The 19093-nt window shown below is 51.3% G+C and carries 15 protein-coding genes; 9 read left to right on the forward strand and 6 right to left on the reverse strand.

Features of this window, described 5'->3' with window-relative positions:
• The first annotated feature begins 1 nt into the window (after position 1).
• On the forward strand, positions 2–328 hold the full coding sequence (locus M0L20_RS15545) for an L-rhamnose mutarotase (protein WP_248477847.1): 327 nt from the start codon (positions 2–4) through the stop codon (positions 326–328).
• A gap of 123 nt (positions 329–451) precedes the next feature.
• Here the strand turns inward: M0L20_RS15545 and M0L20_RS15550 are convergent, their stop codons facing one another.
• A complete protein-coding gene (locus M0L20_RS15550) occupies positions 452–1078 on the reverse strand; it encodes a hypothetical protein (RefSeq protein WP_248477848.1) in 627 nt (208 codons plus the stop codon).
• Between the two features lie 75 nt (positions 1079–1153).
• On the opposite strand from M0L20_RS15550, the gene M0L20_RS15555 reads away from it, so the two are divergent.
• The 6 genes from M0L20_RS15555 to M0L20_RS15580 all read left to right on the forward strand — a co-directional run bounded on the left by M0L20_RS15555 (position 1154) and on the right by M0L20_RS15580 (position 8173).
• Positions 1154–1834, forward strand: coding sequence for a hypothetical protein (locus tag M0L20_RS15555; RefSeq protein WP_248477849.1), 681 nt, complete (start codon positions 1154–1156; stop codon positions 1832–1834).
• A gap of 261 nt (positions 1835–2095) precedes the next feature.
• Positions 2096–4015: a CocE/NonD family hydrolase gene (locus M0L20_RS15560; RefSeq protein WP_248477850.1), complete on the forward strand. Its 1920-nt coding sequence runs from the start codon at positions 2096–2098 to the stop codon at positions 4013–4015.
• A gap of 188 nt (positions 4016–4203) precedes the next feature.
• A complete protein-coding gene (locus M0L20_RS15565) occupies positions 4204–4485 on the forward strand; it encodes a DUF427 domain-containing protein (RefSeq protein ID WP_232561837.1) in 282 nt (93 codons plus the stop codon).
• Between the two features lie 2 nt (positions 4486–4487).
• Positions 4488–5201 carry an ABC transporter ATP-binding protein gene (locus tag M0L20_RS15570; protein WP_248477851.1) on the forward strand — a complete coding sequence of 238 codons (714 nt, stop codon included), beginning with the start codon at positions 4488–4490 and terminating at the stop codon, positions 5199–5201.
• Positions 5202–5267: 66 nt separating this feature from the next.
• Positions 5268–6821, forward strand: a complete 1554-nt coding sequence (locus M0L20_RS15575) for an ABC transporter permease/substrate-binding protein (protein ID WP_248477852.1) — start codon at positions 5268–5270, stop codon at positions 6819–6821.
• 83 nt (positions 6822–6904) lie between these two features.
• Positions 6905–8173: a hypothetical protein gene (locus M0L20_RS15580; protein WP_248477854.1), complete on the forward strand. Its 1269-nt coding sequence runs from the start codon at positions 6905–6907 to the stop codon at positions 8171–8173.
• Positions 8174–8194: 21 nt separating this feature from the next.
• Here M0L20_RS15580 and M0L20_RS15585 read toward each other — a convergent pair whose 3' ends face one another.
• The 3 genes from M0L20_RS15585 to pdxA form a co-directional block, all read right to left on the reverse strand.
• Positions 8195–8830, reverse strand: a complete 636-nt coding sequence (locus M0L20_RS15585) for a DNA-3-methyladenine glycosylase (RefSeq protein ID WP_248477855.1) — start codon at positions 8828–8830, stop codon at positions 8195–8197.
• Positions 8831–8836: 6 nt separating this feature from the next.
• Positions 8837–9724 (reverse strand): YicC/YloC family endoribonuclease, encoded by an 888-nt coding sequence (locus tag M0L20_RS15590; protein ID WP_232561842.1) that lies wholly within the window; start codon positions 9722–9724, stop codon positions 8837–8839.
• Positions 9725–9814: 90 nt separating this feature from the next.
• A complete protein-coding gene (gene pdxA / locus M0L20_RS15595; RefSeq protein ID WP_232561843.1) occupies positions 9815–11431 on the reverse strand; it encodes a 4-hydroxythreonine-4-phosphate dehydrogenase PdxA in 1617 nt (538 codons plus the stop codon).
• A gap of 134 nt (positions 11432–11565) precedes the next feature.
• On the opposite strand from pdxA, the gene M0L20_RS15600 reads away from it, so the two are divergent.
• Positions 11566–12504 carry a 2-hydroxyacid dehydrogenase gene (locus M0L20_RS15600; protein WP_248477856.1) on the forward strand — a complete coding sequence of 313 codons (939 nt, stop codon included), beginning with the start codon at positions 11566–11568 and terminating at the stop codon, positions 12502–12504.
• A 104-nt stretch (positions 12505–12608) separates the two neighbouring features.
• Here the strand turns inward: M0L20_RS15600 and M0L20_RS15605 are convergent, their stop codons facing one another.
• Positions 12609–14405 carry an IPT/TIG domain-containing protein gene (locus tag M0L20_RS15605; protein ID WP_248477857.1) on the reverse strand — a complete coding sequence of 599 codons (1797 nt, stop codon included), beginning with the start codon at positions 14403–14405 and terminating at the stop codon, positions 12609–12611.
• 201 nt (positions 14406–14606) lie between these two features.
• On the opposite strand from M0L20_RS15605, the gene M0L20_RS15610 reads away from it, so the two are divergent.
• Positions 14607–16145: a P-loop NTPase family protein gene (locus tag M0L20_RS15610; protein ID WP_248477858.1), complete on the forward strand. Its 1539-nt coding sequence runs from the start codon at positions 14607–14609 to the stop codon at positions 16143–16145.
• Positions 16146–16252: 107 nt separating this feature from the next.
• Here M0L20_RS15610 and M0L20_RS15615 read toward each other — a convergent pair whose 3' ends face one another.
• On the reverse strand, positions 16253–18655 hold the full coding sequence (locus tag M0L20_RS15615; protein ID WP_248477859.1) for a T9SS type B sorting domain-containing protein: 2403 nt from the start codon (positions 18653–18655) through the stop codon (positions 16253–16255).
• Positions 18656–19093 lie beyond the last annotated feature (438 nt).

Here is a 19093-nt window from a genome sequence, read left to right on the forward strand (position 1 = left end):
CATGCGTTATTGTCTTGCTCTTGATCTCAAGGATGATCCAACCCTGATTGCTGAATACGAACAGTATCATCAGCGCATCTGGCCCGAAATTGAGGCCAGTATCCGAGAATCGGGTATTACTGATATGGAAATCTACCGGCTGGGCAATCGGCTGTTCATGATTATGGAAACGGATGAGACGTTCTCGTTCGAAGCCAAATCAGCCGCCGATGTCGCTAACCCGAAAGTCCAGGAATGGGAAACGCTTATGTGGAAATACCAACAGGCGCTACCTCTGGCTAAACCCGGCGAGAAATGGCTCCTGATGGACCGGATATTTGCGTTGTGAGGGTTTCAATAAAGAAGTGGTGAGCGTTCAATAAAGTCGCATAGATGGCTTTATTGAACGCTTTTTCTATTTCAAGAAAGAGCGCTAGTCGTTTGGTTCGATAAAACAGACCAGAGTTTTGCCTTATTGCTTCGTAAGCTTCACCTCCTGCAAACCCAAAGCTGATTCGCTGCTGTAGCCATACCAGCGTCTACTGCTGCTATTGTTTCCTTCTTTCTCTTCAAAGGTTGTGTGGAAGAAGCCGAGCTTTCTGAATAAAAGGGCATTTGTATCGGGAATGGGCGTATTGTAGGCACCAGCCGGATAAGACCATAGACTCATCCGTACCGGTGAGCTGTCTACGTTAGAAAGCGTATTTTTTCCATCCACGGCAGTTGAAAGAGTTAGGTAAACCGGATAGGATTTGCCCCCGTAGTCCAGCTGACATACAAGCTCAGTTTTAAAGTCGTAGATATACTGAGGGCTTAATGCATGTGTAATCTGGGTCGGCGATGAAATGGTTAAGGTCGCCAGGTTACGCAAGACCGTATCCTGGGTGATACCCAGTTCCACGAAATAAGGATTAAAGCGCTTCCAGGCAATCGATGTTTCGTCAATAAGCCATTTCCCCGTCAGTTGCCCGGCTCTTTTGGTGAGCAGGGTCTGGCCTAGCTGTACGTTGTCAACAGGGGGAGTAAGTTCAGCTTCTTTCTTGCAGGCAGATAAACCGAAGACGGTACTGACCAAAACTATGAGCAAATGCTTTTTCATGTTTGTGACAGAGAGTAAGGACAAACTAACGAATAGACACCAAATTAACTAATCTTCGTTGCATAACGAACGCTTATGGATTTTGCGGTAGCCGTACATCTTAGAGAAGTCAACTTTACCGTCGAAACAATATTGCCAACGTATTTCTCTTCACAAACCATTCGCCAGGCTCGGATTTCGATTCGTGGGTTTCTGGTAGTCATGGCGCTGCTGCTAAAATGGTGTGGTACTACAGCCGTCGCCCAAAGTAAGCCAATAGTCCTGCAACGTATCTATTTTAAAGACAAGGTACTAGCCAACAATCTAGTCGGCTTTTGTAAAGAAGTTAAAGCGAAAGCGGTACGCCTACGCGTTACCCGGTGGGACGATGGCTTTTTATATCATCTGTCAAAAATTGAATTTGCCGATTCTATTGAGGATTGGCCGGCTACCCATTGGGGACAATGGCAGGATAAAATCGTGCTGTTTTATTCAGGGGCAGACCTGGACGGAATATGCTCGATAACCGATACGGTGCCCTACAAGAATCTAGTGCAATACAGCAAAACGATCCTACCGCAAATTCCACCGCCACCTCCCCGTAAATTTGATCCTAAGCACAAGCGAGTGTGGATCAAGTATGGAGCCCTGGACGGATTAGAATGGACTTTCAAGGTTGTCAATGGTCGTGAGGTATTCTTTAGAAATAATCAGAGTTACGATTCCGAAGAAGACGTTCCTGACGTTTTGCCAAAGGTTCCGGATAATGATCTGTAGTAATCCGAAAAGTATGCCCGCTAAAGTTTTTGTCATGCTGACCGGCCCGCCGGAGCGGAAGGAAGCATCTTCGGGGCAGGTAGTCCTTGTAGATGCTTCCTTCCGCTCCGGCGGGCCGGTCAGCATGACAGAACGCCAATGTTAAACATGCCATTTAATACATGCCAAAAGGTCCGTTGCGCAACGGACCTTTTTTGTTGACCGGCGATATGGCGTAGAACTGTATCTTTACGGTGGTTTCCTACTTAACTCCATCAGCTCATGAAGAATTGGCTCTACGGCCTGCTTGCCATTGCTTCCGTTTCGTTCGTTCGGGCACAAACGACGCCCGCAGCCAGCTACGTGCGGGAGAATTACCAGAAGTTTGAATACAAAATCCCGATGCGCGACGGAACAAAGCTGCACACCAACGTTTACGTTCCTAAAGACGCTTCGCCGACCAACAAATACCCGTTCATGATGCAGCGGACGTGTTATAGCGTGGCTCCCTACGGCTCCGACACGTATCCAAATGCGGTTGGTCCGTCGGGCACGCTCATGCGTGACAAATACATCTTCGTTTACCAGGACGTGCGTGGGCGCTGGGCCTCGGAAGGGACCTGGACAAACATGACGCCGACCGTAACCGATCAACAACCAGCCACCGCCAGCAAGAAAAAAGGCAAAGCACCCGCCCGTCAGTCGGCGATGGCCGTCGATGAAAGCTCGGATACGTACGATACGGTGGAGTGGCTCCTCAAAAACGTATCGAACAACAACGGTCGTGCTGGACAGTGGGGCATTAGCTATCCCGGTTTTTATACCATTGCCGGAGCCGTTGGCGCTCACCCTGCGTTGAAAGCGTCGTCGCCCCAAGCCCCCGTATCGGACTTTTTCTTCGACGATTTTCACCACAACGGCGCCTTCATTCAGGCGTATCTGTTTACCTTCCCGGTGTTCGGTGTTCAGCATCCTCAGCCTACTACGGAAGCCTGGTACAACAATCAGCTCATTAGTACCAAAAGCAAGGACGGTTTTCAGTGGCAGTACGATCTAGGTCCGCTGAAAAATGCTGACAAGTATTACAAGGATAATTTCTTCTGGCAGGAAACGGTCGAGCATCCGAATTACGACGAGTTCTGGCAGAAACGAAGCATCATTCCGCACCTGAAAAACATCAAACACGCGCTGATGACCGTTGGCGGCTGGTTCGATGCTGAGGATCTATACGGTCCGCTCACTATTTACAAGAACGTTGAAAAAAATAATCCCGGCACTTACAACACGCTCGTCATGGGACCGTTTGGACATGGGCGCTGGTCGCGGGAAACGGGCCATACGCTCCACAGTAACGTTTATTTCGGCGATAGCATTGCGACGTTCTACCAGCGGAATATCGAAGCGAAATTCTTTAACCACTTCCTGAAAGGTCCCGGCGACGGAAAGACGGGCTTGCCTGAAGCGTATCTGTTCAACACGGGCCGGAATGAGTGGAAAACGTTCGATAAATGGCCTGCTGCCAATGCACAAACCGTGCAGTTTTCGTTGACTAGTGACGGCCAATTAACGCAACAGGCTGGAAACGGAGGTAAGTTTTCAGAATTTATCAGCGATCCGATGAAGCCCGTTCCGTACACCGAAGATAACACGACCACGCAGGGCTTTACGCCGTTCAATTACATGTCGGAAGATCAGCGGTTTGCCAGCCGTCGACCGGATGTACTGACTTTCCAAACCGATGTGTTGACCGACGATCTAACGCTGGGCGGTGAAATAATGGCTAAGTTAAAGGTGAGTACGACTGGTACCGATGCCGATTGGGTTGTAAAACTAATCGATGTGTACCCACCTGACGAGCCAAACCATTCGTACATGCCGAACAAAAATATCACACTGGGAAACTACCAGCAGATGGTTCGTTCGGAAGCCATGCGGGGACGGTTCCGTAACTCGTTCGAGAAGCCAGAGCCGTTTAAATCGGGCGAAGTAACCGACGTGAATTTCCGTTTGCAGGATGTACTGCATACCTTCAAGAAAGGCCACCGGGTTATGATCCAGGTGCAAAGTACGTGGTTCCCACTCATCGACCGGAACCCACAGAAGTACGTCGATAATATATTCAAAGCCAACGCCGAGGACTTCCAGAAAGCGACCCATCGGGTTTATGATAACTCGGTCATTGAAGTACAGGTGCTGAAATAATGGTTTTTCGACAGGATTAACAGGATTGACATGATTAACAGGCTGATAACTTGAAATCAATAATCCTGTCAATCCTGTCGAAAATCAACTATCGCTATGATGAAACAATAGTTTTTGACAGGCTGACGAATTGAAATCAATAATCCTGTCAATCGTGTTAATCCTGTCAAAAGATTAATTGTCAGACTATGAAAGCCATCTGGAACGGTGAAACCATCGCAGAAAGCAACGATACCGTCGTTGTCGAAAATAACCACTATTTTCCGAAGGACTCGGTCAAGGCCGATTACTTAGTGGACAGTCAAACGCATACGACCTGTCCTTGGAAAGGATTAGCGTCGTATTACTCGCTGTCGGTCGACGGCAAAACGAACGCGGATGCCGCCTGGTATTATCCTGATCCGAAACCAGCCGCCAGTCAGATCAAAGACCGGGTAGCGTTCTGGAAAGGCGTTCAGGTGGTCGATTAACCATGATCGAGATTCAAAACCTGACCAAACAATTTGCGTCGCATACGGCCGTCGATGACGTTTCGTTGTCGGTCGGGCGTGGCGAAACGCTGGTTCTGCTGGGCACAAGCGGCTGCGGCAAAACCACCACGTTGAAAATGATTAACCGACTGATCGAGCCTACTACGGGCTCGATTCGCGTTGATGGGGTTGATGTCCGGCAGCAGAACGGTCCTGAACTGCGCCGACGCATTGGTTACGTCATTCAGGACGGTGGGTTATTTCCGCATTATACCGTTGCAGAGGCCATTGCTACTGTTCCGAAGTTACTGACCTGGGAGACCTCCCAGATTGAGCAGCGAACCCGCGAATTACTAGAAAAACTGCAATTGCCCCAAAACCTGCTGGCGCGTTATCCGGCTGAATTAAGCGGAGGGCAGCGTCAGCGCGTTGGACTGGCGCGGGCATTGGCCGCTCGTCCGCCCGTGGTGCTCATGGACGAACCATTTGGCGCGCTGGACCCTTTTACGCGTCGTCACGTTCGCCGGGAACTGTTCGGGTTGAACGAGTTAAAAGAAACAACAGTCGTGCTGGTGACGCATGACGTAGGGGAAGCCCTCGAACTAGCGGATCGCATCGTCCTGATGGACAAAGGCCGCATTGTCCAGATCGGCCCGCCCGATGAACTAAGGCAGCAGCCCGCCAACGCGTTTGTCAAGGATTTTATGGATGTCTGATCACAGTCGAAGGAAAAATGCCGCTTCCTGTTCGGCTAACGCCATCGCCGTATTCACGCAACAACTATGCTCGAATTTATACGTCAGAACGCCGATAAATTGCTGGAACAAGTCCTGACCCACGTGGGACTAACGTTTGTTTCGCTGCTATTTGCCTTGATGATCGGTGTGCCGTTGGGCATCGGTATTGCCCGCCGTCCCCGACTGGCGAGTGGTGTTTTGGGCGTAGCGGGTGTTCTGCAAACCGTACCGAGTGTCGCGCTGCTGGGGTTTCTGATTCCGTTGATTGGTATCGGTGTCTGGCCCGCGCTGGTTGCCCTGTTCCTGTACGCGCTTTTACCCATCATCCGCAATACCTACGTGGGGATCACCGAAGTAAGTCCGTCGGTGAAGGAAGCCGCGAAGGGGGTGGGCATGACCGACCGGCAGGTGTTGACAAAAGTAGAATTTCCGTTGGCCCTGCCGGTTATCTTCGCGGGTGTCCGCACGGCGACGGTTATCAATGTTGGGGTGGCGACTCTGGCGGCTTATGTGGCGGCTGGCGGACTAGGTGAGTTTATTTTTAGCGGTATCGCGCTCAGTAACGTAAACATGATGCTGGCCGGAGCGATTCCCGCAGCCCTGCTGGCCGTTGGCTTCGATCTTGCGTTGGCACGCCTACAGCGGTTATCGGGGAAGCGCTTACGGGTCGGTGCCGTGACGTTCTTGCTGCTGGTGCCTTTTTTGTCGGCGTTTTATCTGCTGCCGGGTCGGGAAGATAAGCTCGTTGCTGGGTTTGCCCATGAATTTTACGGTCGGGCCGATGGTTATCCCGGTCTGCAAAAAACGTACGGCTTACAGCTTCGCCCTCGGCTCATCGATCAGAATTTGATGTACGAAGCCATCCGCCGGGAACAGGTGGACATCATCAGCGGCTACTCGACCGACGGGCGAATCAAAGCGTATGACCTGCTGGTACTGGCCGATAACCGTCACGCTTTCCCGCCCTATGATGCCGCGCCGATTGTCCGTCAGACAACGCTTAACCGCTATCCTGATCTTGGCCCGACGCTCAATTTACTGGCCGGAAAACTGACCGATTCGGTAATGACCGCCCTGAACTACCAGGTCGATTACGAAAAAAAAGCACCGGAAGTCGTTGCCCGTACCTTTCTGAACCAACTGGGTTTGTACAAAACGCCGACGCCGGGTGAGCGAACCGAGACGGTTGTGATGGGCTCGAAGGTGTTTACCGAACAGTACATTCTGGCCGAAGTGTACCGCCAGCTTATCGAAGGACAGACACAACTCCGTGTGGCAACGCGCACCGGCTTGGGAGGAACACAGATTTGTTTTGACGCTCTGCGTACGGACGCGATTGATTTCTATCCCGAATACACCGGAACGGGCTTACTGGTGATTCTGCAACCACCGGCTGACCAGTTAAAAACGCTTCCCATGCAGTCGGACTCGGTATACCGATTTGTCCAGCAGCAATTTCTTGACAAGTACCAGCTCAGTTGGCTAAAACCGCTGGGATTCAACAATAGCTACTGCCTGATGATGCGTCGGGAACAGGCTCGTCAACTGGGTATTCAATCAATTGACGACTTAGTGGGTGTACTTACCAAACGACGATAGGGCAAACGATTCAATCAGTATAATTGCACGAGGTGGGTACTTTTGGCAAAAGTAGCCCGTAAACTACCCACTTTTCCGACGGCATGAACGCTTTTTACCGAATTTGTAAAGCAAATAACTTCGTAGGCCATGCATTGATTATAATTCTTCTAACGGTTCTGCTGCTGGGGCTGAACGGATGCAAAACCAAAGAGATTGCGCCTGTTGAACCAGCCGAACAGCCCCTACCGCTCCCCGCTCCGAGTTGGCAACTCAACGGAGATATCACGCTTGAAAATAAATTTCTATTGGCCGCTCACGCTAATCAAAAGCGGCTGGTGGTTGCCTGTACAGAAGGGTTTTTCCAGTTGGATGCGGGCGATTCGTCTTTTGTGCGAGCGGGAGGATTTGGGCGGATGGTGCCGAGATTAGGAACTGCGGGAAGCGCGAACGTGGGTCTGTCGCTGTATCCGCCCATACTCAGTAATAACCTGTACGTGTCTGTACAAACTGATAAAAAAATAGTGGGTCTGTCGTACATTGGCAATTCATTTCAGGAATCAGACTACTATAATGATAACGGAGCCGGTATTTATCCTGACCTATTTGATTCTACGAAAAATCTGACGATTGCGGCTCAGGATTTCCGGTACAGTCAATCCTTTGGCGCGTTCAACGAACAGGTAAACACATTACTGCTACATTCTTCACAAGGGGTACTCCTGGTATCCCGCAAAGACACATCAAAAGTCTTTTCGCTGCTCAAGCCGACAGGGAGTAATTACCAGGAGATGATGAACAACAACTACCGTTTGGTACCAATAGCGCTACCGCTGACGGGAACTTACAAAACGTCCGTACGAACTTCTATCGCTGTAGGCGACCACTTTATAGCGACGCCCGGCGAAAGCCTGTTATTCAATGACGTATATCTGTACGCTATTTACCCGGATGGAACGGTTAAAAAAGTGCCTACCCCATCGATTGTCCCCAGTACGTACTTTTTCTACAAAGGCAAACTATACGGCTACCAGCAGTATGATGGCTTACTGGTTCGCTCAACAGACGGAGGGTTTACCTGGCAAAAACTGATCAAAATAAGCTTTAGCAGTAACGTCAATTTTGCGGAGATCGATGGTCGCCTGATTGCGTACGGGCAAAGTCAGGTACTCTTGCTGGACGACGGAACCGAAACGTTTTCGACTTACCACTCAGAAACAAACAAATTCGACCAACTGATCAATACCGGCCTGGCTGGCAACAAGATAACGGGTCTTGCCAGTCTTGGCAAGATGGTTTACGCCACAACATTGAGTGGTTTATATCAGATCAAACTGGCCGATTTTTTCACGAAACAGCCCGCATCGGATTAAGTCGTCCTTGTGTAGCACGGTTTACTTCTTGCTGATGTATCGGTTTCCTTTCACGTAGTACCGGTACGGTAAATCAGCCCCGTATGTGATACCAATCCGTGTGGTCGTGACCATATCAAAATCGTGCAGGACCGGACCGCGAATAAATAAACTGCTGGTTGTCAGCGAGGCAAAATTATCGTTCTGCCGGTTGATACCCATTGAAATCGTCAGTTTACCCGGACCGTTACAAAGATTGCGCTGACCGTCGGCGGTAGTCGGGTCAATGGTGTTGTTGCGGTAGCGCTCAAAGCCCGTTTTGAAGGCTTCGTTGCGTCGAACGCCCATCAGGTCGATTCCTTCCGTCGGCTCCAGCGCGCGGACCAGTACGGCTTCGCCAATACCTTCCGGTCCGGTTACGATGTTGATGCAGTTGTGGTGGTTATAGATCTGATAAACGTACAGCGTTCCGGCAGGACCGAACATAGCGGCATTGCGGGTCGTTTGCCGACGGTAGGCATGGCAGGCCGGGTCGCCGGTGATGTAGCCTTCGGTTTCGACAATGATGCCAGCAGTTGTCCCTTCCGGGCTTTCGTGAACCAGCTCGCAGCCAAGCAGCAGCTGGGCCAGTGTCAGCGTATCATGCGATTGGTAAAAATCAAGCGGAAGCTTTTGCATGGCTGCTTAGATCACGTTCATGGTCTGCTCCTTGATTTTTTCCAGCTCGTCTTTCATCTGGACCACAAACCGCTGAATAGCCGCATCATTAGCTTTAGAACCAATCGTATTGATCTCGCGACCAATTTCCTGAGAAATGAAGTTTAGCTTCTTGCCGTTGGCTTCTTCGCTCGACAAGACTTCCAGGAAATACGCCAAATGACTTTTCAAGCGAACCTTCTCTTCCGAAATGTCAAACTTTTCGACGTAGTAAACCAGCTCCTGTTCGAAACGATTCTGATCGAAGGTTTCGCTATCGAGCAGTTCCTTGACCGAGTTACGCATCCGCTCCCGAACTGCTGGAATCCGCCGAACGTCCTGCTGTTCAACATCGGCCAGCCGGTCTGTAATGGTTTGAATATATTCCTGAAATTTGCTTTCCAGAACGGCTCCGTCCTGCCGACGAAACTCGTCGCACCGGCGAATGGCTTCTTGTACCGCAGCCTGGATGGTTGCCCAATCGGATGCATCGGAGGTGGGGTCCACTGATTCGGTTTGGTACGCATTCGGTTGTTGGAGAGCAAGTTGCAAAACGTCGCTGTCCGAAACGCTCATGAGCATACCATTGGCCGTTTCTTTCAGATCAGCGACATAAGCGCCGACCAGCGGCCGATTGATCGTCACGCCGGGTTTTACGGCGTTGGTACGGGTCAGATTAATCGATAACTCAACTTTACCTCGCTCCAACTGCTGCGTGAGTAACGCCCGCAACTCGATTTCTTTGTCGGAAAACTGCCGGGGAATGCGGCAATAGATGTCCAAAAATTTAGAATTGAGCGTTTTTACTTCGGCCGTTACAGACAGGCTACCAGCCTCTACTGTTGCGTTGCCAAAGCCGGTCATGGATTTAAGCATTTGTGAATTGGTTAAAGTTTTTGGTACGTAGCCAGTCGGTCAGGAACCAGGTGTTCATATGACGAACGGCTGCGTACCAAAAACAGTGCATTATTTTTCCGTCGGTTGTTTTTTTAAGGCATTCGCTTCGAGATCCGCAAACTCTTTGCGCTGGCGAGCCACATCGACGGCTGTATAAATAGCTTGTAGCATGGAGGTTTCGTTCGCCTGATTTTTACCGGCAATGTCGTAAGCCGTCCCGTGGTCGGGTGACGTTCGGACGGCGGGCATACCGGCTGTGAAGTTCACGCCATCTTCAAACGCAATCGTTTTAAACGGAATCAGGCCCTGGTCGTGGTACATAGCCAGTACCGCATCGAACTTCCTGTAGCTTTGGGTGCCAAAGAAACCGTCGGCGGGGTAGGGGCCAAACACCAGTTGTCCTTTGTTGCGCCACTCGGTAATAAGCGGTTTAATGATTTCCTGTTCTTCATTTCCCAGCAGACCTTCTTCGCCCGCGTGTGGATTGAGGCCCAGTACCGCAATTTTGGGCTTATCAATGCCGAAATCCTGCCGTAACGACTGCATCATCATCGTAAGCTTCTGCGCAATTCGTTCGCGCGTTACGTTTTGACGAACTCGACCCAGTGGAATATGCCCCGTTACGACGCCAACCCGCAGGTGTTCGCTGACCAGAAACATCAGGTTGTCCTGAACGCCAAATTCCTCTGCCAGGTATTCGGTATGGCCCGGAAATTTAAATTCCTCCGACTGGATGTTGTACTTGTTGATCGGGGCCGTTACGAGCGCATCCAGCTTACCCGCTTTCATGTCGTCAACAGCACGTTGCAGACACGCTAGAGCGGCTTGTCCGGCTTCGGGCGTCACCTGACCGGGCTGAATGTCCTGATTCTGATCGGGCCAGCACGTGATCACGTTGGTCATCTTATGACTGATCTGCCCAATGGTCGGCGCTCCGTTCAGGTTCCAGTCTTTCAGATTCAATAGGTTCCGATACCGATTCAGCACCCGCATGGACCCATAGATGACGGGCGTGCAGATTTTCTGTAGCCGGTTGTATTGCAGGGCTTTCAGGATCACCTCAGGCCCAATACCGTTGTAATCGCCCAAGCTGATACCAATAACCAGTCGATCTTCGCGCACGACTGATCCGGCATCGCGCGGCCCCCGATCCTGGGCTCCCTGTTCCCGCTCAGAACGGCCTATTGCTTCGGCCTGCTGAGCCGCTGCCGCACTCGACTCCCGAGGATCAATGTTTCGGTCGCGATTCCCGTTGTTACGATCCCGGTCGTTCGGGCGTGTATCGTTACGGGAATTTTGCTGGCCGTTCTCATTGGCGACGCGTTCGGGCGTTCCGGTCTCACGCTGGTTACGATTAGGTGCATTGCCGTCGCGCTGACCGCGGTTGGGGGCACCCTGATCGCGGGAGCCACGGTCGGATGATCCGGCTTCCCGTTCGTTCCGTTGAGTACGTACGTTTTCATCCCTGGAACCGTTGGACCGGTTATTAGGCTGACGATTGTCCCGCTGGCTGAACTGTCGCTGATTGGGCTCCCGCTGGTTGTTGGGACGCGGGGGTGTTTCTGGCTGGTCAGCCGCTGGCGTTGCCGGGGCTGACTGAGTATCGGTTGGCCGATCATCCGGTGCAGGACCGGTGGTCGGGGGCGTACGTGTTTCGTTTGGCTCGTCGGATTGGCGTTGTTCCATCTACTTTTGTTAGTTTCGCCAACTAGTTTGAAGGAACGTCGGATGTTGAACAGCCGCTTCTGAATACGTTCAGGCGGTTGCGATTACCCAGCGTTCCATGTCTGTAATTGCCGCAAGTTACGAAAACCCTACGGATGTCCCAGAATCAGCGTTCTATTCTCATTGCCGACGAAATGCACCCGTCGCTTTTTGCCATGCTCGACGAAGCGGGCTTTGTGTACGATTATCAACCCAAAATCACCCGTGAAGGGTTGCTGGAGCGGTTAGCGTCCTTTGACGGACTCATAATCCGAAGCAAAACAACGGTAGACGAAGAAATTTTTAGTAGAGCACCAAACCTGCAATTCATTGGCCGGGCCGGGGCTGGTCTCGATTTAATTGACCTCGACGCAGCCGAACGACGGAATGTTCGGGTGTTTCATGCGGGTATGGGCAACCGCGATGCCGTCGCGGAACACATGGTTGGTATGCTGCTGGGGTTACTGGCGAATATCGTCAAAGCGGATCGAGAAGTTCGGCAGGGAATCTGGGATCGCGAAGGAAATCGAGGCTACGAACTCGGTAGCCTGACGGTTGGCTTGCTGGGGTATGGCAACAATGGCAGTGCGACGGCCCGGCGGCTCAGCGGCTTTGGGTGTCGCGTGCTGGCCTACGATAAATACCTGACCAACTACGGCGACGCGTTCGCGCAGGAAGCTTCCCTGGAGCAGATTATCGCGGAAGCCGATGTGCTGAGCCTGCATATCCCGCTGACCGACGATACACGGATGATGATCAACGATACGTTCATCGACCGTTTTGCCAAGCCGTTCTACCTCATCAATGTCGCGCGGGGCGAAATAACGTCGCTGGCTGCTTTGGTTCGCGGATTGGAAAGCGGTAAAGTGCGGGGAGCTTGTCTGGATGTTCTTGAGAACGAAAAGTTGAGCAAGCTCACTCCTGACCAACAGGCTTCGTTCGATTACCTGCGTCAGTCGAATCGGGTTATTCTTACACCACATATCGCAGGCTGGACACACGAAAGCTACGTTCGTATCAACGAGGTGTTAGTTAGTCAGTTAGTGGCGGGGTGATTGGTTTTTCAATGCGGACGAGATGTCTGCGTTACATGATAACCGTAACGCAGACATCTCGTCCGCACACAAGAGAAAGGTATTCGGGACAACCGTGGCGCAGGTTACTTGGCGGGCGTAAAATTCGCGCTGCTGCACGTGGTTCCTGCTTCGTTAGTCAGGCAGATCTGCCCGGTGACGACGCCCGCCGGGACCGTTACAATGAGCGAGCTACCCGACAGCCGGAACGTAGTCGCAGCCGACGTACCACCGTTGAATTTGACAGTGGTTACGCTGGTCAGATTGAGCCCGGTGATGGTAATTTCGTCGCCTGCCTTCGCTGTCTTGGGCGAAAAATCGCTGACACTTGGAAGGTTAATAACCGTAAAGGCATCCGTGAGCGTGGCATCATTCGTGGTATTGACCACGCGAATCGGGCCGGTTTTTGCATCATCCGGTATAATGATCCATCGTTCCGTCTCTTCGTTTTTGCCGCCGTCGGCAGCTGCGCTGGTTGAGCCGGTAAAGAAAAACTGCGCATTCTGAAGGTAATTTCCGCGTACCACAATACGGTCGCCCGCGCGGCCCTGCGCCGGAATAAGAGCGCTGACTACTGGTTTCTGAACCACGACCAGTGTTTGACTCGTAGCGGTTCCCGCCCGGTTTATGACGGTCACTGGTCCGCTGACCGCATCGGCGGGTACGCTGACGACCAATTGGGAACCCTCGACGCGGCTAGTAATAGGAACGGTAATGCCACTAATTCGGACTTCGGTAATGCGGTATAAATTCTGGCCCGTGATCGTGATGGGTTGCAGACGTACCTGACGAGTTGGGCTTACAACCAAGTTGGAAGGGGCAACGTAATAAAGGAACGGGTCCGATGCACTGGCGTTGCCGCCGACGCTGTTGACCGAAACCGTTAGCTGAGCCGATGCGCCCAGCGCCGGTACGGTTGCTTCCAGCTGGGTATCACTGATTACGCGGAAAGGAACCGACACCGTCCCAAACAGTACCGCCGAAACGTCGCGTAGATTAAGACCCGTTAAAATAATTTTGTCGCCCGATATGCCGTCGCGCGCGCTCAGGTTGGCGATGGCCGGTTGCAGAATAATCTGGAGACTATCGGCGCTCGTTGCTACCAGTTTTTCGAAGACCGTAACCGTCACTTTGCCCGATGTAGCATTCGTTGGAATGAGCGTACGAATCTCGGTGTCTTTAATGGTCGTCTGGTTGCGGTCGGTGGCTAAGCCATTGATGCGTACCACGCCATCCAGCAGGTTCTGGCCCTGGATGATCAGTTCCGAACCGGGTTTGGCCTGCTTGCCCGACAAGCTCGTAATCTTCGGGGTTCCGGCAACAATAAAGCTGGACGATACCTCTCCACCTTTGGTGGTAATGACGAGGCTGAGTGGGCCGCGTGGCATCTTGTCCGGTACGATAAGCGTGAGCTTAGACGCTGAACTGTCTTTAACAATAGCCGGCGTCTGTTCGAACCGAATCTCCTGTACCTGATTCAAATAATTTCCCGTGACGATTACTTCCGAGCCCGGCAGTCCATTGGCTGGAGCTATAGAGGCAACTGACGGTGGAGGTTGGAGAACATTAAGCGGCAGCGGGTCTGAAATGCCTTCACTGGTTTGCACGCGAACCTGCGTTATGCCGGGTGAAACAAGCGGAATCTTTACCCGAATGCTTTGCTCCGACGCGCTAACAACCTGCCCCGCTACAACCGACGCAGCCGAAGTAAACGTTACCGTGGGCTCGTTGCCAAATTGATACCCGCCGAGGGTAATTTCCTGACCGACAAAGGCTTCTTTGGGCAAAAGCGATGTCAGCTCAGGGGGGGCATTCTTAACGCGGCAGGCCGAGAGACCCAGTAGCAAAAAGAGAAAAGCAATAATGACCGAACCTGACTTCATAACTGGCAGAGGGCTGTTTTGCCCGGCGCAACCATTTGTTGCTGCGTAGTAAAAGTAGCCAATTTTACTGTCTAAAAACCATTTCTTACCAAAGCCTGTTAGCAATAGTGTACGGCAAATAGACTAGAACACGCGAAAGTACGACTCATAATTCGTTAATCTATTACCAGTTGTACAGTATCCGTTATTCATAAAACACGAATGAACTACCGCAGCCTGAAGTCATCGAATTTATTGAAAATTACAACGCTAGGCGAACTGAAAGCCGCGGGGTATATGTCCCGATCTATTAAACAGGAGTTACGCGATAACCTGATCGAACGGATACGGGATAAAGAAGTTGTTTTCCCCGGTATCTGGGGGTACGAAGATACCGTAATACCCGATGTGGAGCGGGCTATTTTGTCGATGCACCACATCAATTTGCTTGGTCTGCGCGGACAGGCCAAAACGCGCATTGCCCGCCTGATGGTCAATTTGTTGGACGAGTATATTCCCATAGTTGCCGGGTCTGAACTGAACGATGATCCGCTTCAGCCCCTGTCGCGCTTTGCCCTGGATTTGATTGCCGAAAAAGGCGATCAGACACCCATAACGTGGCTGCACCGGAACGATCGCTACACCGAGAAACTGGCTACGCCCGATGTGTCGGTAGCCGATCTGATCGGTGATGTGGACCCCATCAAGGCGGCAACGCTTAAGCTGCCGTACTCCGACGAACGGACGATCCACTTTGGGTTGATTCCACGTTCGCACCGCTGCATTTTTGTGATCAACGAGTTGCCGGATTTACAGGCCCGTATTCAGGTATCGCTGTTCAATATTTTGCAGGAAGGGGACATCCAGATTCGGGGTTTCAAACTTCGGTTACCGCTCGATATTCAGTTTGTGTTTACGGCCAACCCCGAAGATTACACAAACCGGGGCAGTATCGTAACGCCGTTGAAAGACCGGATCGATTCGCAGATTGTGACGCACTATCCGAAATCCATCGAAATCGGGAAGAAGATTACAATGCAGGAAGCGATCGTTAAGACCGAGCAAAAGGGAATGGTTAAAACCAATGACCTGATTACCGATCTGATCGAACAAATCGCACTCGAAGCGCGGGAAAGCGAATACGTCGATTCAAAAAGTGGTGTGTCGGCGCGGATGACCATTTCGGCTTACGAAAACTTGCTCTCTTCTGCCGAACGTCGGGCGTTGCTGAACAGCGAAAAAGAAACGTACGTCCGCATCGCCGATTTGTACGGCGTTGTGCCTGCTATTTGCGGGAAGGTCGAGCTGGTGTACGAAGGCGAAGTGGAGGGCCCCGTTATTGTGGCGCAGAACCTGATCGGGAAAGCGGTGCGTACGCAGTTTTTACAGTATTTCCCCAATCCGGAGAAAGCCAAAAAAGACAAGCGAGGTAATCCGTACAAGAAGATTACGGACTGGTTTGGCGATGGCAATATCATGGAGATCTTAAGCGAACTCACCAACCGCGATTACGAAGCCCGGCTACGTACGATTGATGGCCTGGACGATCTGGTTGATCAATTCCATCCACGATTGAGCAAGCCCGAAAAGCTATTTATGATGGAATTTGCCCTGCATGGTCTGGCTGAGTACTCACTGATTGGCAAAAAAGCGCTCGACACGGGTCAGCAATTTAAAGACCTGCTTGGTTCCATGTTCAATCCGGGAAAGGATTTCGGTGAAGAAGAGGAAGAAGATGATGATGACGACAGCCGGTACTAACGCTGTCTTATAAAAAGAGGGAAGGGTCGTTTCACAACCGGAGAAACGACCCTTCCCTCTTTTTGCAGTGAATGAACCGACATAGGCTAACTCGTTGAACCAGTAGGCTAATTGTGGTCTCGTAGGAGTAGTAAACGACCTTCTATAGACGGTTTGTTTGGAATTGGCCGTAGGGTGTACGGATATACGCCTGTCGGTAACGCATTACCGTTTGACGTTCCATCGAATGGTTGCTTGTAGCCATTTTTGGATAGATAAACAACTTCGCCCCACCGGTTGAAGATCGTTACAACCGCATCCGGAAAAGCTTCAATACCGGGCAAGCGCAACACATCGTTCATGCCATCGCCGTTGGGGGTAAATGCGTCAGGTACCCAAACCCGTTCAAACACGGTAATGTGAATGGTGTCCTTTGCTTCGCAGCCACTGCTGTTTTGAATAGCAATCGTATACGTTATGTCATCCAGGATGTTTGTAATTGTTGGATTAGCGGCATGATCGTTGTCCAGATAAGTAGACGATACCCATTGAAACTGATTCGGATTGCCGGTATAAACGGGGTTGAAGGTAAAGGTGTTTCCCTTATAAGTTATCAGCGAATCGGTTAGTTGAATCGTTGGCACCGGGGCTACAACCGCCCTGCGGGTGGCTACTGTGCCGGGGCACTCGGGCGCTGCTTTTACGGTATAAGTTACAACATGGTTGCCAACACCGGCAGTCTGGGCGTTGAATTCAGACTCTGCAACGCCTACTCCGGCGTATTCGCCACCGGGAGGACTACCCTGTAGGGCAACCATCGGTACGTTGGTACCGCACATATCGGCAATAGAATCCAAGGTGACTGTTACCGGAGGAATTTGTTCCAGCGCAAAGTCAGACGCAGTACCCGTACATCCGTAGGTATCTGTGGCGGTGAGGCTATAAACGCCAGCCGTTGTGGCCGTATAAGTCGGGTCCGTTATCCCTGAAAGCAGTTGTCCATCTTTTTGCCAGCTATAGCTGATCCCACCGCTTCCTGTTAGTGCCATCGTCGATTGGGGACAGAGCCGGTGCGAACCCGTTGCCGATTGAATAAGGGCCTGTACTGCCGGAGACCGATTCGCAGCAAACGTATCGGTTCGTGTTACACAACCCGTAGTCTGTTGCTTCAGGGCGACCCAGTAATTTCCCGGCTGGCTGACGGTGATCGAATCCGCTGTTTTGCCCGAAAGGGGCTGCCCGTTTTGGTACCATTGGTAGGTGGCATCCGTACTCCCGACAACCTTCATCTGAACGGAACCCGTCGTCGCGCACAAATGACCCCCTGCGAATAACTTTCCTTCAGCGCCAACAACCCTGATGGTAACGGGCTCCGAATTGCCCGTTTTACTACAGGCCACTTTTTGCGAAACGACAACGGTATACTCGCCCGCTTCACGGATCGTTAGCGACGGTTTCGTGGCATTCGCCAGATTAATTCCGTTTCGACGCCACTGGTAGTTCCAGCTTGTATTCGCCGTTGCCTGAATCACTATGGAGTCGCCCCGGCAAATGGTTGCATCACGTAAGCCCAGGGTTCGGTTCTGGAGCTGAACGGTGGGATCGGGTACGGTAGATGGGGGACAGTCGACAACCAAGAACTGAAAGTCGCGACGAACCTCGCCAATCTTAACGCCGTTGCGGTATTCCTCAACTTTTACGGCAAAAACAAACAAGCCTAGCTGGCTAGCGGTCACGGAGAGTTGACCCGTTCGTTCATTGATGGACAGAGACGGACTACCGGGTATTGCATTGGTCGCATTGAAACCCGACAACCAGGTGACATCGGGGTAGGGACCGGCTGAAACGATGCTCTGGGCATTGTTTTGCCCCGTTCTGCCAGATCCTTTCTGGTCTAGCGGGGTTACGAGCGAATAACGCAACTCATCACCATCGGGGTCGGTGGCGCTGAATGGAAAGGTAAACGGCTCGCCCAGACAAAGGTATTCGCCATTGATAGGTGCAAAGCGGGGAGAGGAGTTGTTGAATGCGGTGCCGTTTTGTTGTAAAGCCGGAAATTCAAGGTAGAATGTAAAACCAATTTGACTTGGATCGCTGATATTGTTGATGCCCGCGTTGCGGTTGCGGGTCTGGTATGACATGTAATAACCCTCCGAATCGGTGTAAGCAGAAGGCGTAAGTTGGATATCACCCTCGTAGGTGAAAACGACAAATTTTAAATTACGCATCTCTGCGCAGTACTCATTGCTGTAAATGACGCGCTGACGCGCTGCTGATTCCCGGACGGTAAAGGAAAGCATCAACGTGTTGTCCCGTTTTCTGAAAATACCCAGGTTGCCCGTGTTTGATTGCCGGGCAATACCCTGCGTACCATCTTCCAGGTAGTTTGTTACGATAACCTTAAAATGGCCAGGCACATCGCCAACCGCCTTCATTTCCAGTTGCCCACCAACCTGATGCGTTGCCCTTGACCTGAGGGGAAGTGTAAGCGTAAAAAATCCCAGTAAAACCAAAAACGTAGATGTACGCATAAGCAAGTTGAGATAATGCGATTCATTCGTTGACGTACGGTTACTTTATGCACCATGCCGACTCCCATTTTAGGAATGTCAGCATCGATTTTGAAGACTGTTGCTAGGCGTCGGTGGTTCGCCTTTGAATGACTTTGAAAATAGGTGTGCTTGCTTTACTGATAACCTGAAAATCCCTAAACTCCACTTCGTAAGAACCTGTGGCGTAGCGTGATAAACCTTAAATTAAACAGTACTGTTATACGATAGGTCTACTTCTAGTGAAGATACCACTTATCGATGAGTATACCGTCTGCTTGGGCATTAAACTGATTTTACTGTCACAATTGGTAAGTGGTTATGTAGGTAAGTCCAACGTGCAGGTAGTTACGGATGAACGCACGAGATCCGACCAGATACCGGCCTTACCACCAGCCTCTTCTGTTGCTCAGTACGTTG

This window comes from Spirosoma liriopis (assembly GCF_023196085.1).
Classification (GTDB): domain Bacteria; phylum Bacteroidota; class Bacteroidia; order Cytophagales; family Spirosomataceae; genus Spirosoma; species Spirosoma oryzicola.

Excerpts from the sequence above, each read along its gene's own strand:
- M0L20_RS15545 (WP_248477847.1), top strand. The coding sequence starts at position 2 with ATGCGTTATTGTCTTGCTCTTGATCTCAAGGATGATCCAACCCTGATT.
- M0L20_RS15550 (WP_248477848.1), bottom strand. The coding sequence starts at position 1,078 with ATGAAAAAGCATTTGCTCATAGTTTTGGTCAGTACCGTCTTCGGTTTA.
- M0L20_RS15555 (WP_248477849.1), top strand. The coding sequence starts at position 1,154 with ATGGATTTTGCGGTAGCCGTACATCTTAGAGAAGTCAACTTTACCGTC.
- M0L20_RS15560 (WP_248477850.1), top strand. The coding sequence starts at position 2,096 with ATGAAGAATTGGCTCTACGGCCTGCTTGCCATTGCTTCCGTTTCGTTC.
- M0L20_RS15565 (WP_232561837.1), top strand. The coding sequence starts at position 4,204 with ATGAAAGCCATCTGGAACGGTGAAACCATCGCAGAAAGCAACGATACC.
- M0L20_RS15570 (WP_248477851.1), top strand. The coding sequence starts at position 4,488 with ATGATCGAGATTCAAAACCTGACCAAACAATTTGCGTCGCATACGGCC.
- M0L20_RS15575 (WP_248477852.1), top strand. The coding sequence starts at position 5,268 with ATGCTCGAATTTATACGTCAGAACGCCGATAAATTGCTGGAACAAGTC.
- M0L20_RS15580 (WP_248477854.1), top strand. The coding sequence starts at position 6,905 with ATGAACGCTTTTTACCGAATTTGTAAAGCAAATAACTTCGTAGGCCAT.
- M0L20_RS15585 (WP_248477855.1), bottom strand. The coding sequence starts at position 8,830 with ATGCAAAAGCTTCCGCTTGATTTTTACCAATCGCATGATACGCTGACA.
- M0L20_RS15590 (WP_232561842.1), bottom strand. The coding sequence starts at position 9,724 with ATGCTTAAATCCATGACCGGCTTTGGCAACGCAACAGTAGAGGCTGGT.
- pdxA (WP_232561843.1), bottom strand. The coding sequence starts at position 11,431 with ATGGAACAACGCCAATCCGACGAGCCAAACGAAACACGTACGCCCCCG.
- M0L20_RS15600 (WP_248477856.1), top strand. The coding sequence starts at position 11,566 with ATGTCCCAGAATCAGCGTTCTATTCTCATTGCCGACGAAATGCACCCG.
- M0L20_RS15605 (WP_248477857.1), bottom strand. The coding sequence starts at position 14,405 with ATGAAGTCAGGTTCGGTCATTATTGCTTTTCTCTTTTTGCTACTGGGT.
- M0L20_RS15610 (WP_248477858.1), top strand. The coding sequence starts at position 14,607 with ATGAACTACCGCAGCCTGAAGTCATCGAATTTATTGAAAATTACAACG.
- M0L20_RS15615 (WP_248477859.1), bottom strand. The coding sequence starts at position 18,655 with ATGCGTACATCTACGTTTTTGGTTTTACTGGGATTTTTTACGCTTACA.